Below are 13973 nucleotides of genomic sequence, written 5' to 3'. Positions count from 1 at the left end.
TAAACCTCCTTTGCCCTCTTTTGACGGAGAAATCATAATTTCTAATATCTAATTTCTAAACAAATTTTAAATTCTAATTTTTCAAATTCTAAACTCGTTTATGATTTGCGATTTTGTGATTTAGAAATTGTTTCGGATTTAGTGCTTCGGATTTGATTTACTTTGATAATTCTATGGGCGAGTTTAAGAAGGAGGGGCAACCTTAAACTCGCCGACTAAATTATCAAAATTAAAAGTTATACACAATGTTATACATCTATTTTTAGTATAATCCTATGACAAATCTTGTCAAGAATTGACTTTTTTGAACAATCATTGTTTTAAATTATAATAATTTGACAAATCTGTTATAATATAGTTGAAAGGAATTATTTTGAACTATTTTGGAATTGTTAAAAAAGCATTTCTAATTACTACCAAAAACAAATTTTTGTGGATCTTGGGAATTTTGGCGGCTTTGACTCAATCTGGCTCGAATTTTAATTTCGGTAATTTTAGCTCTGCAGATTATAATGAATTTAAAAAAATCTGGGAAAACAATGGCAATACCGCGCCCACATATCCCACTACCACGGCGCAAAACATAAAAGAGCGTGTTTTAGGCAATAAAATTAGCCTAAATAATACTGATACCTTAACAGGGATCAGCAATTGGCTTGAAGCGCATTGGTTAACGATTATTATTATTTTGGCAATAATTATTTTAATTACGATCGCGGTTATAGTCATTTCGCGCGTGGCTCAGGCTGGTTTGGTTTGGGGCGTAAAAGAAATAGAGCACGACCACAAAAGTGATTTTGCGAGTTGCATAAAAAAAGGTTACCATGTTTTTTGGCAAGTAATATTTTTAGATTTATTTTTAGCTTTAATGGGGCTGGCTTTAATTTTTTTGGTAGGTTTACCGGTAATTTTCTCGTTTATAGTAAATATTTATGCGATTGGTATTATTTGGATGGTAATTGTCATTTTGCCAATGATTTTAGCGATGATTATTTTGGATATTATTCGACAATACGGCCTACGAATGATCGTGATTGATAAAATATCAGCTTCCGAGGCGCTTGGTAAAGCTTTTGGAGCAATTCGGGTTAAACTAAAAGAAACTAGCCTAATTTGGCTAATTTCTGTTATCTTGGGCTTAATTGTGGGGATAATAATTGGAATTTGCTTTTTGATAATTGGCGGATTATTTGCCGGGATTGGGGTGGCGTTATATTTTATTTTTGGCACTACCGCAACTATCATCTACGCAATTTGTGCTTTTGTGCTCTTACTGTTAGTGATGGCCGTGATTTCAGGTCCTACAAATGCTTTTATTTCTTCGTATTGGACGCTCGCCTATTTAGAACTTAATAAAACGTGTTAAGTTTGCCACTTGAGTTGTTGCTGATATGATTCGTGGGGTTTAAATTTTCTCACCATCGTTCGCCAATTTCCCCCCATTATAATCATTTTTAATGGGTCAGCAGTGCCCATTTTTTGATTTGCTAATTCTGATAAATAACCAATTTCTTGCGGATTATAACCCATTAAAATCGTGCCCATCACATCAGCGGCCATGGCATCAAGACTTGCTATGGCGGTTTTAAATTCAACTTTTTCGCCCTCAACTGGCCCATTCCCCTCCATTCCCCAAAAACCATCTAAAACAGATAGGCTTGGCCAAACTTTTTTGGCAATTTTAGCGATTGATAAATTAATCGCTTTGGGACCGGCATGCAATTTAGACCGATCTTTTCGCCTAATCGCACCAACCGCGACATTTTTAATTCCCAAAGTGACAATCACCGAATCGTGTGTTTTCATCGGGCATACAGAAATAATAAAATCTGATTTTGCTAAGGTTTTAGCCAAACCAATTTCTGATTTTGGCGATAATCTGCCATCATAAATTTTAAAATCGACAAAATCATCATCATTTAAATCGCGGAGTTCCACATTGTATTTGTCGGCTAAATCTTCATAATCATATTCAAAATAGGCTCGATCGGTTTCTCCCACGGTAGTACTTTCCGCAATTATGATTTTTTTAGAATAAAACTGGCGTAAAAACATTAAAACAGCTTCCACGGCTTCCGCTTGTGTGTTAGCTAAATTATGTTTAATAAAACCTAAATTAGGCTTTATGACAACTCGTCTTTTGCGAGCGATTTTTTCGCGCAAATCATCAGCCAAAGGCTTTAAGGCCGCCAGAATATTGTCCTGACGATTTGAGCCTCTTGAAATGCCGACTTTTGAGGACAATTTCCCTCCAGAATATTATTTTTTTAGTTCTAATTTACGCTTGAGACGATCTAAAATCTCTTCTTGTTCGACAATTTCTTGAACACCTTCGCGCATGTCGCGAATAATGGCGGTGCCATCCATCACTTCACGCTGACCAATAATGACAGTAATAGGCACTTCAAGTTGATCCGCGACTCTGAGCTGAGATTTGAGAGTATTTTTTGACAAAGCGGCACGAGCGATTATATTTTCATGCTGTAAAATTTCCAAAATTGCGATCGCTTTTTTCTTGGCTTTTTCGCCTAATTGAGCAATAAAAATTTGGGGCTTTTCGGCTTCTTCGAGCTTAATATGGCGTTCTTTTAATAATTCAATGATTCTTTCGACACCAAAAGCCACCCCAATCGCAGGAGTGGGTCTTTCGCCATAGATTTGGATTAAATCGTCATATCTTCCCCCACCAGCCAAGGAATTTTGTCGCTTATTGTCTGATTTCATCACCATTTCAAAAACTGTCCGAGCATAATAATCCAAACCTCGAACTAAGGTCGGTTCCAAATCATAAGGGATTTCAGATTCATCTAAAAATTCTAAAACTTGTTTAAAATGATCTTTGCAGGCTTCACAAAGATGGTCAATAATCGGTGGGGTAGTTTTGCCAATTTTTTGGCAGGTTTCATTTTTACAGTCTAAAATTCGAAAAGGATTTTGTTCAAGCCGAGACTTGCAATCTTCGCAGAGAGCGGCTTTTTTCTTGCTGAAAAAATCTTTTAAATAATCTTTCAAATTCGGCCGACAAGTACTGCAACCAATACTATTGATTAAAATGACCACTTCTTCTAAGCGTAAAGCTTTTGCCAATGAGTGCATTAAAGAAATCATGCGCGCATCAGTAGCTGGATCGGCCGCACCAATTTGTTCAAAACCAAATTGATAAAATTGCCTGAGTCGCCCTTTTTGAGGCCGATTGTACCTAAAAACCGGTCCAAAATAATATAATTGAACAGGCTGTGGTAAGTTTTTCATGCCATGCTCAATAAAAGCCCTAATTACTCCTGGTGTATATTCAGGTCGCAAAATTAAACGTTCTTTTTCGGCTTTATCTTCGTTTTCATCTTTAATCAACCTTTTGACTTCATACATTTCTTTTTGAACAATCTCTGAGCCTTCGCCAGTGCCTTTTTTGTATAACGATTCATATTCAAATAACGGCGTCTCAATTTTTTCATAGCCATTAATCTCTGCTTGCTTGTCTAGAGTTCGCTCAATAAATTGATAGTACTTTTGATCATCAGGAAGAATGTCTTTGCAGCCTCTGGGGGCTTGAAAGAGCATAATGCCTCGCTTTCCTAATTAATTAAAATAAATAAAATTTAATTCATTTAGCCTTATTTTAAACGTTTTTTTATCTGAAATCAAGTCTAAAATTTTTAAATTAGGCCTTTGTTCTTAAGATAAGTTCGAATTTTTGAGCGAGCTTGCGTAGTTTTAACTAATTTTAACCAATCTGGCCTCGGAGTTGAATTTTTAGCGGTGATTATTTCAATCATATCACCATTTTTTAATTTGTAATCCAGAGAAGCCATTTTCCCATTGACTTTTGCACCCCGACAAGTACCACCAATTTCCGTGTGCACAGAATAGGCAAAATCGATCGGGGTGGCGCTTTGGGGCAAATTTCTGACATCGCCTTCAGGAGTAAAGACAAAAATTCGATCTGAGAAAAAATCCATTTTTAAGACTTTTTTGAATTCTTGGGGATTATTTAATTTTTCCTGCCAGCGCGCCAAATCAGCAATCCAAGCAATTTCTTTTTTCGGCGCAAAAATCCCCCTTTTTTCAATTTCGTTTTTTTCGCCAGTATTATTGGTATAATGCCAATGCGCGGCGACGCCTTTTTCAGCATGATCGTGCATATTAATGGTTCTAATTTGAATTTCACAAATTCGGCCCTTGAGCGCAAAAACCGTCGTATGCAAACTTTGGTAACCGTTGGGCTTTGGCATGGCAATGTAATCTTTAATATAGCCTGGCAAGGGTTTGAAAAATTGATGAATCTCGCCTAAAATTTCGTAACAATCAGAAACAGTTTTACAGATTATCCGAATCGCGATGAGATCATAAATTTTAGACATATTTTGGTTATGTTTTTTAAGTTTTTTAAAAAGGCTATACAGGTGTTTTGCCCGCCCATTTATATTGGTAAATTTAATGCCTCGTTTTTTGAGTTCTGATTTTATTTTAGAAATGACGAGATCGACATATATTTCATTTTCTAGCCTTCTGACACCGACTAAACTTTTAACAGTTTTATAATCTTCAGGATATACATAAGGAAAGGCTAAATCTTCGAGTTCGCCCTTAATTTCACCAATTCCGAGTCGATGGGCGATTGGCGCGTATATTTCTAAAGTTTCCCTGGCGATTCTGGTGGCTTTTGAAGCTGGCAAGGCATACAAAGTTCGCATATTATGGAGCCTATCTGCCAATTTGATAAAAATGACACGTAAATCTTCGGACATGGCGATAAACATTTTGCGTAAGTTTTCAAGTTGACTTTTTTCACGCGGATTTAAATTATTTTCGACATAATCTGATTTTAACCTTACTTTTGAAACCCGGGTCACGCCAGCCACTAAAACCGCCACATCTTTGCCAAATTCTTTTTCAATCTGCGTTAAATTTATTCCAGCATCTTCAACAGTATCATGTAATAATCCAGCCTCGATTGTGGGAGCATCCAAACCAAGCTCGGCTAAGGTTTTTGCCAGCTGTAAAGGATGTTGGATATAATCTTCCCCACTTTTTCGTTTTTGCCCAAAATGCGCGTGGTCACTAAATAAATAAGCTTTTTTAATTAATTCTAAATCTGTCTTGCTTTGGTATTTGGCACAAATTTTGAGAACTTCATCAATTTTAATATTCATTTGCTAAATTATCTCACGTTTTAAATTATTTGGCAAGATTTCAATTTGACAAATAAACAAAAAATGGGTATATTATTAACATTCTGATATTCTTGTGGAGGTGGATCTAATCCCAAACTCAAAGAGAAGAAAAAAAGTTCACCGGATTAAGGCTAAGCGTCACCGCACAAAGCTTTGTGCAAATTGCACGTCTTTTAACCAGCGTATGCATTATTGCTGGCGTCAACAGATACGGGTCAGAGATTCAAATAAATGTTCATCTTGGAACCCTCGGCCATTTTTTCGACATTGACAAAAATTTGGAAATTGGTATAATAAGAACATCCGTGCGAACTCCAGAAGAGGTGACAGCTCTTGCCGAAAAAGCCAGTCGTTCCAAGCACCACTTCGTCGGAGGCGTCAGACAACAGACAGCTACATCGGGATCGGGTGAAACGGTGCGGTTTCTGCACTCATGCCCACCACCAAATTCAATTTCAATCAGTCTGGACTGGCGAATCCACAGATCAAATGGCGATTGATACAGATGAATTGTCTTGTTCATTTCGTAAGCGATCCTTCCGACCCGATTCGCTTGCATGTAATAAGTGGCAAATGCAGCCTTTAGAACCCACCCAACCGAAATCAACCAAAAATAACGGCCGAAATGGTCATTTAAAACATCATCCCACAAAACCTGATTGCTGTCGCCGACCCCCATCGCGTTTGCAGACGAGACGACATTAATCTATTATTTTTTTACTTTTCCCTTTAGGGCCAACTTTTCATAACCATCATCCTTAGAGGGATTTTTTTTAGATATACGATTTTATTTATTTGAAAACGATTTTATCTCCACGAAGATCCACTAATACTTTTTGGCCAGATTTTATCTCTCCAGCTAAGATCGCTTCAGCTAATGGTTCTTCAACTAAATCAGAAATGGCTCGTCGAATTGGTCGAGCGCCATTTTCGGGATCAAAACCAATTTTGGCAATTTTTTCCCTAACTTTTGGCGAAAATTTCAGTAAAATTTCTTGTCCTTTTTGCAGTCTTTCGATTAATTCCGAGAGTCTTAAATCAACAATTTCGGCAATTTCTTTTTCGCCCAAAGGTTTAAAAACCACGACCCTGTCAACACGATTTAGAAATTCGGGTCGAAATTGCTGTTTTAAATCGCGTAGAACCTTGTCTTTCATTTGTTCATAACTTTTGAGAAAATCCTGTTTGCGATTATCCTGGGCTCGAAAACCAACCACGGCTTGAGTCGTTAATTCACGCATGCCAATATTTGAGGTCATAATAATAATTGTATTTCTAAAATTTACCCTCCTGCCTCGAGCATCCGTCAAATAGCCATCTTCTAAAACTTGAAGTAGAATATTCTGCACATCGGGATGGGCTTTTTCGATTTCATCAAAAAGAACGACTGAATACGGTCGGCGACGTATCGATTCGGTTAATTTGCCAGCTTCTTCATAGCCAACATAACCTGGAGGTGCGCCCACTAATCTGGAAATATTGTGTTTTTCCATAAATTCAGACATATCAATCTTAATCAATGCTTCGGACGATTCAAAAATTTCTTCAGCCAAAACTTTGGCTAATTCAGTTTTACCAACACCGGTTGGACCCAAAAAGATAAATGAGCCTAAAGGTCTGGTTTCGGCAGTGACACCTGTGCGCGATCTCTTAATGCTTTGGCTAATTGTATCTATGGCTTCATCTTGCCCCTTGATTCTCTTTTTGAGAATTTGCTCGAGATTTTTAAATTTGGCAATTTCTTCTTTAACTAAAGATGAAACTGGAATTTTGGTCCATTCAGAAACAACTTTGGCAATATTGGTTCTGTTAATTATAATCGGATGAATATCTGAAGTTTTTGAGCCTGATTGTAAGATTTTTTGTCGAATCTGGCGCTGTTTAATCTTAATTTGAGCGGCTTTTTTGAAATTTTCGCGAGCTACTAATTGATCTTTTTCCTTTTCTAATTCATTATACTGTTTTTTAAGATTAATCAATTCGGGATTTCGAGGTGAAGCATATAACGAAGCGTCAGAGGCGGCTTCGTCAATTAAATCCACCGCTTTGTCAGGCAAAAATCGATCAGAAATATAACGCACAGATAGCTCAACCGCAGCCTCAATTGCTTCATCACTAATATTAACATGGTGAAATTCTTCGTATTTTTTTTTAATCCCCTGGAGAATTTGCAGGGTTTCTTCAGGGGTTGGTTCATCCACCTTCACCATCTGCAAGCGTCGCTCGAGGGCTGGATCTTTTTCGATGTATTTTCGATAATCATCAAGAGTCGTGGCACCAACCAAGCGTAAATCGCCTCGGGCTAAGGCTGGTTTTAGAATATTTGCCGCATCCATGGCGCCTTCTGCTGATCCCGCACCCACAATGGTGTGAAGTTCGTCAATAAAAAGGATGATATCTTTAGCCTGCATTATTTCTTTGGTAACCTTTTTGATTCTTTCTTCGAATTCACCTCGATATTTAGTACCAGCTAATAACAAGGCTAAATCTAAAACCAAAATTCTCTTTCCGGCAATATTTTTAGGAATGTCACCGGCAATTATTTTTTGGGCTAATCCCTCGACAATCGCGGTTTTACCCACTCCTGGTTCGCCAACCAAGACTGGATTATTTTTATTGCGACGGTTTAAAATCCGCAAAACTCTCTGAATTTCCGGACCACGCCCCACAATTGGATCTAAAACGCCTTCTGAAGCTTTTTGTGTTAAATCTAAAGTATAATTTGCCAAAACCGAACTTGAGCTTTTTTTAGGTCGGATCGCTTGAAGAGCTTGGCCAAAAAATGGTTCATCAAATATTTCCCCTAATTTGCCAAATTCACCAAATCCAGAGACTGGTTCCTCATCTGTTTCTTCGGAATTTGAGGCAGATTCTGCCGCTTTTTCGGACCCAGTCAACATCGACAGTAATTGCTCTTTTAATAATTGCGAGTCAATGCCTAAATCTTCTAAAATTTTATATCCGGCAAAACCAGGTTCAGACAAAATTGCTAAAAAAAGATGATCCGGCTCAACCATGGACGAACCTAAATCCTTTGCCCAAACCAAGGCTTTTTCAACTAATTTTTTCGTTTCATTGCTGACGCCAATCGGAAAAACATCAAAACTACTCAATCTTGAAATTGAAATTGCTAAATGAATCCGATCAATATTAATACCGTTATTTCGCAATACTTCAGCAGAAGCGGTATTAGAACTTGAAGCGATTGATAATAAAATATGGTTAGAACCAGTCTGAGTGTTCATGTCAGTAGCAATATTTTCAGCAACTTTAATAATCTTTTTAGCTTCTGCCGAAAATCGATTAAATTCGTTCATATTACCTCCTTAACATATTTTCTAATTTGTAAAATTAATTATAATATAAGCCGATCAACTGAAAAATAGCTGATAAAATAATAAAGTATATTATCCCTTTTTGCCAGTTTTTTTGACAGTTTTGGATTTGGCACTGGCTTTTTTGATTTTGGTAGCCTTTTTAGGGACTTTAGCGCTTTTAATTTTTGAAACTTCCCTTTTGGGTGTTTTAATATCTTTGAGATCTTTAGGATTCAAATTGGTCTCAGCTTCGCTTGCTGGGTTGGCTTCGGTGGGTTTTTGGATTTTCTTGGCTTCAACAACTTCGGCTTTTTGAATATTGACTTCCCAACCAGTTAATTTTGAAGCTAATCTAACGTTTTGGCCTTCTCGACCAATGGCTAAACTAAGTTGATCTTCAGCCACATTGACGGTGGCAACTTGATTTTTTTTATCTAACTTAAGGCTTTTAATTTTGGCAGGAGAAAGCGCATTTTCAATATATTTTTCAATTTTATCGTCCCAAAGAATGATATCAATTTTTTCTTCACCAATTTCGGCTAAAACCGCTTGAATTCTGGTGCCTCGCTGACCAACACACGAACCAACCGGATCCACCCCTTCCTGATTTGCCGAAACTGCCACTTTAGATCTCTTCCCCGCTTCTCTGGCAATGGCTTTAATTTCCACCGCTTCAGAATTAATTTCCGGGACTTCTAATTCAAATAGACGATGAATCATTTCTGGATGGGTTCGGGACAAAAGAATTTGCGGATTTTTTGAGGTTTCTTCAACCGCCGCAATATAGACTTTTAATCTTTGTCCTAAATAATATCTTTCATCAGCAATTTGATCTTTGGGAAAAAGGATTCCATTGGCTCGGCCTAAATTAATAATGATATTCCGACCTTCAATTTGCTGAACCACGCCAGTGAGCAATTCGCCTTCTTTATCTTTGAATTCATTAAACAAGACGTTTCGTTCAGCTTCGCGGATTTTTTGAATTACAACTTGTTTGGCGGTTTGAGCAGCAATGCGGCCATAACTAACTGGGGCCTCTTTGTCAATTTGAATGGTGTCGTCGACTTTGGGCTTTTTCTTATATTTTTTAGCTTCATCAACGGTGATTTCACGATCCGGATTTTCAACTTCTTCTACTACTTCTAAAACCTGGAAAATTCGCACTTTTCCAGATTCTGGATCAAATTCGGCCTCAATCTTATTGCCGGGTTTGGCAAAATCTTTTCTGTATGCGGAAGCGATCGCCGAAGCGACGGTTTCATAAACTTGTTCTGGTTGAATGCCTTTTTCGTCACAAATTTGCCGAACGGCGGCTACAAACTCTGGATCCACATTGCTCCTTCGGAGTCAAATTCTAATTTCTAATCTCTAAACAAATTTCAATGACCCAAATTATATCTGCTAAATAGTTTAGAAAATTGGGAAATTAGAATTTTGAATTTGTTTAGGATTTCGGATTTAGTATTTAGAATTTCCTTACATATATTATATCAAATATTATTAATTTCAGCAAAGGATTTTGGTAAAAAATGAGGTGGCCAAAAGCCACCAGATCATTTTTATTATAAGCCCGGTTAATTTTTTTGTCAAGTGATTTTTGACCAGAAAACTAAGAACGGGAATTTTATAACCGCGTTATAAATCCGACCAATTCTTTTAGGTTCATGAATTAGTCGCCACAACCACTCTAAACCAAGTTTTTGTAGCCAAACCGGGGCTCTTTTTTGCGTTTCGGCAATAAAATCAAATGTCCCACCGACACCAATGGCGACTTTGAAATTTAAATTAGGTAAATTTTTAGCGATAAATTTTTCTTGTTTGGGCGCACCAAAAGCGACTAATAAAATATCTGGTTTGACTTTATTAATGTTGGCGAGCACCTGTTTCTCGGTGTATCTTGGCATGCCTTCGGAAATAGCAACAATTTTCAAATTATGATATAAATATTTTAATCTAACAGCTGTTTTTTGGGCCACGCCAGTTTTGGCGCCCAAAAGATATATTGACCAATTATTTTTTTCAGCAATTTTTGCCAATTCCCAAGTTAAATCAACTCCAGTCACCCGTTCTTTGAAAGCATTTTTTGCACCATATAAAAATTTTGAAGCGAATAGTAAGCCGGTTCCATCTGGAACTGCCAATGAAGCCGAATTCAAGATTTTCTTGAATTCTAAATCTTTTTGCGCGGCAATAATAAATTCTGCATTTATGGTGGCGATTTGATGTTTTTGCCCACTTTTGATAAAACTCTCAATTTTCTCAAGAGCTTGATTAAAACTAAGATTATGAACTCTAACTCCTAAAATATCCATATGATTAATTTTTCAGCCATTGCTCTAATTTATTTTTAGAGCCAATTAAATCCTTTTCGGTGCTTTTTATTGAATTTGGCAAAACTTCTAAAATAAAAATTTGATTATTATTTAATTTAATTTTTTGGAAAAATTTGTTAAAATTAATTTTTCCTTCGCCAATTGGTAAGTGCCCTCTAATTTCAGGATCAAAATCACAGACATGAAATATCTCAACATATTTTTTAATGCCTTGGTACCAGTGAATTACTGTGTTTATTTTTTGGTCAACTTCAAAAGCATGATCAACATCAAAACAAAAATTTGTTTTAATTATATTATGTAATTTTAAACTCTCCTTTAAATTAAAATTATAATAATTAGGGCTTGGCATTACTTCAATTAGTAAGGGAATTTCTTGATGATATTTCTTAATGTTTTCAATAAATTGATTAAATCCTTCTTTTCTGTTCCTCGCAAATTTAATTCCTTCCGGATAACGCGAATTTCCTTTAGGAATTTGGGATAAATCCGGATGAACGATAATATATTTTGCGTTTAATTCTTGAGCGATTTTAATAGATTTTTTAAACCACTTAATTGCTCTTTCTTTATACGGAGAAAGAGTTGCACATAAAGCCATGGGGTTGTCAGGTGTATAAGCATGAGGAACATGAATACCAAAATTTATCTTTTGTTTTTTTAAATTTTTATAAAATTCAATATCTTTAATATCGGTAGTGGTGATTTCAAAAAAATTAATACCCCAACTAATTCCTTTTTTAATTAAGGATTTAACATCCCCAAAACCATATTTTGACCCAACCTTTAAACCAATTTGATATTTCATAAGATATATTTTTCCAAATCACGAGCAAGATGGATTTCACCTTTAAAAACTTTGGCAACCTCTTTTTTAATCTCGGCAAGCTCATCTAAATCATATAAATGGGATAAAATTAATTTTTTCGCACCAGATAAATTAGCAATTTCGGCCGCAAATTGGGGATTTAAATGTGATTGAGGAAACTCATTACTAATTAACGCCGAACAATCAAACAATAAGTTTTCGGCATTTTGGGATAATTTGATCAATTCTGGACAAAATGCGCTGTCACCTGAATAAACAAAAGAAGTATTGGACTCGGTAAATTTAACCGAAATTGATTTCCAGTAAGGGACATGGCGCGTAATAACTGATTCTAATTGCCAATTTTTAAATTTTAGTCGGCTATTTTTAAGCTCGCGAATTTCAATTTTAAAACTTTCTTTTTCGGGGAACATCATTTCTTTTAATTGATGATATGTTTTTTTAAAGCCTGGTGGGCCAAAAATTATTAGAGGTTTTATTTTCTCTTTCCCACCATATGCTGATAAAGTTTTCAAATAAATATTAATAAGGATCGGCATTAAATCAGAAAGGTGATCAGCATGAGTATGAGAAATTAAAATATGGGTTAAATCAAAATAATCAATTTTGGCTTTGGCTAATTTTGTCAAAGTGCCGGGACCGGCATCGAGTAAAACTTTGTCATTGCCAATTTCTAAATAATAACCCGGAAAACCCCTTTTAAGGTTGTAAAGCGCGCCACCGGATCCCAAAATTGTTAATTTCATAAATCCTCCATAACTATTTTACTAAATACAAAATTTTACGAAAATACGAAAGTTTTTATTTCTTGTATTTATGTACTTTTTTGTAATTTTGTAGATGTCTGTGTCAAAATCAAGCCGACCAAAAACCAAAAGGTTAAAGCGGTGGAAATATCAGACCAAGTGTGTAAAAACATCGCGTGCAAAGAAAGAACGATAAATCCTGAAAATACCGCCAGACTAAGATCGTGGCCAAATTTTCCAGTTAAAAATTTTAAGGTTTGCCATAAATTTTTAAGAAAGTGGTAGATAACGAGCAAATAAATTATCAAACCCAAAATTCCCAATTCAACGCCAATTTGCAAATACCAATTTTCTGAAATTAAAGCCGTAGCACTCATGGAATGAAGTTGAGCTTGCCCAGCTTGTCCGATTCCCAAACCCCACGGTGTTTTAATAATAGTTTCAAAAGAGGCTTGAAGCCGGCTAAATCTTTCCAAATTTGAGCCTTGATGATTAATATATACATCGGCAAATTTAATACCAAAGGGTTGATATTGGATAAAAATCAACAATCCTATTAAAACTACAAAAATTGCAGACATGGTGATTAAAAATGTTTTGAGTGGGTAACGCTGTTTGATTTTTATTAAAATTAAAACCACCAAACCTGCGGCAAATGCCAACCATGCGGAACGGGAATAGGTGTAAAATAAAGAAAAAATTAACAGTAAACAGTAAACAGTTAACAGTAATTTTAATTTGTTACTTTTTGCAGAAATTAAATACACCAGGCTGATAAAAATTGGGATTAATAAATACGAGCCTAATTGATTTGGACCAGCTAAAAATGATTGCATGCGCACCACATTTGAGGCGCCAATGGTTTGATAAGCCGGCAAAGCGATCGCTTGTTGCCAATTTACTCCTGATGAATAACCGAAATGAGTCAGAAAATCGGCCGGCAGAAACCAGGCTTGCAACAATGCAAAAAGAGCCACAATCATGGCTGATGATAAAATTATTAGGACTGATTTTTGAATTTCAGGTTTTTTCCAAACATAGGAGCGAGCTAGGAAATAAATTAAAAACATCTCAAAATCAAATCGAAATCCCCAAAAAGCAGATTTGAGCGGAATCAAGAAAAAGATCATGGTGGAAATGCCGAGTAAAAACAATAAAGCAATAATTTTGTCGACAAATAAAATTTTAAAGGGTGGTTTTCGAGTCTTAACAATTTGCCATAAAATGCGCAAAATCAAACCGAACATAATAATTTCTTTCCAAGAAGCCAGAATTTGCGAACTGCGGCCAGTTAAATTTAATAATTCATTGAAAGTGGTGAATAAAAAAGCATGGAAGGGAATTAAAGCTAATAACAAATAAAACGCCCATTTGGGTTTTAGAAATGAAAAAATAATTAAGGCTAAGGCGAAAATTACTAAAATTATCATGATGATTGCTTCCGCCAACTGGCGGATATTATTTGTTTATTGTTTACTGATTTTACTTGATGCTATTCTATCATTTTTTAAGCCAAAAATAAAGCTGGAAACAAAAAAAGACCAAAAGGTCTAATAATTTTTAGATATCGGGGC

Annotated in this window: 11 protein-coding genes; 1 reads left to right on the top strand and 10 read right to left on the bottom strand. The window is 35.9% G+C overall.

Annotated features, from left to right (window positions below; genetic code table 11):
* The first annotated feature begins 373 nt into the window (after positions 1 to 373).
* The gene (locus tag VJJ80_03490) at positions 374 to 1366 is read left to right on the top strand and encodes a hypothetical protein (GenBank protein HLC39152.1); all 993 of its coding nucleotides are present in this window, start codon (positions 374 to 376) and stop codon (positions 1364 to 1366) included.
* Here VJJ80_03490 and VJJ80_03485 read toward each other — a convergent pair.
* The 10 genes from VJJ80_03485 to VJJ80_03440 form a co-directional block, all read right to left on the bottom strand.
* Positions 1363 to 2244 (bottom strand): DUF362 domain-containing protein, encoded by an 882-nt coding sequence (locus VJJ80_03485; GenBank protein ID HLC39151.1) that lies wholly within the window; start codon positions 2242 to 2244, stop codon positions 1363 to 1365. The genes VJJ80_03490 and VJJ80_03485 overlap by 4 nt on opposite strands.
* 15 nt (positions 2245 to 2259) lie before the next feature.
* Entirely contained in the window at positions 2260 to 3561 is a 1302-nt protein-coding gene (hisS, locus tag VJJ80_03480; GenBank protein HLC39150.1) for a histidine--tRNA ligase, read from the bottom strand.
* 95 nt (positions 3562 to 3656) lie between these two features.
* A complete protein-coding gene (locus tag VJJ80_03475) occupies positions 3657 to 5153 on the bottom strand; it encodes a RelA/SpoT family protein (GenBank protein ID HLC39149.1) in 1497 nt (498 codons plus the stop codon).
* Positions 5154 to 5409: 256 nt separating this feature from the next.
* Positions 5410 to 5853 (bottom strand): hypothetical protein, encoded by a 444-nt coding sequence (locus tag VJJ80_03470; protein HLC39148.1) that lies wholly within the window; start codon positions 5851 to 5853, stop codon positions 5410 to 5412.
* 112 nt (positions 5854 to 5965) lie between these two features.
* Positions 5966 to 8491, bottom strand: a complete 2526-nt coding sequence (locus VJJ80_03465) for an ATP-dependent Clp protease ATP-binding subunit (protein HLC39147.1) — start codon at positions 8489 to 8491, stop codon at positions 5966 to 5968.
* Positions 8492 to 8581: 90 nt separating this feature from the next.
* Entirely contained in the window at positions 8582 to 9823 is a 1242-nt protein-coding gene (gene nusA / locus VJJ80_03460; GenBank protein ID HLC39146.1) for a transcription termination factor NusA, read from the bottom strand.
* A gap of 254 nt (positions 9824 to 10077) precedes the next feature.
* Entirely contained in the window at positions 10078 to 10803 is a 726-nt protein-coding gene (locus VJJ80_03455; GenBank protein ID HLC39145.1) for a WecB/TagA/CpsF family glycosyltransferase, read from the bottom strand.
* A gap of 4 nt (positions 10804 to 10807) precedes the next feature.
* Entirely contained in the window at positions 10808 to 11632 is an 825-nt protein-coding gene (locus VJJ80_03450) for a TIM barrel protein (GenBank protein HLC39144.1), read from the bottom strand.
* On the bottom strand, positions 11629 to 12399 hold the full coding sequence (locus VJJ80_03445; GenBank protein ID HLC39143.1) for an MBL fold metallo-hydrolase: 771 nt from the start codon (positions 12397 to 12399) through the stop codon (positions 11629 to 11631). Before VJJ80_03445 ends, VJJ80_03450 begins: the two co-directional genes overlap by 4 nt.
* 68 nt (positions 12400 to 12467) lie before the next feature.
* Entirely contained in the window at positions 12468 to 13829 is a 1362-nt protein-coding gene (locus VJJ80_03440) for an O-antigen ligase family protein (protein ID HLC39142.1), read from the bottom strand.
* Between the last annotated feature and the right edge of the window lie 144 nt (positions 13830 to 13973).

Source organism: Patescibacteria group bacterium, assembly GCA_035288465.1.
Lineage (GTDB): Bacteria > Patescibacteriota > UBA1384 > DATEAH01 > DATEAH01 > DATEAH01.
Note: the sequence above shows the minus strand (reverse complement) of the source record. Positions and strands in the feature narration are given on the sequence as shown.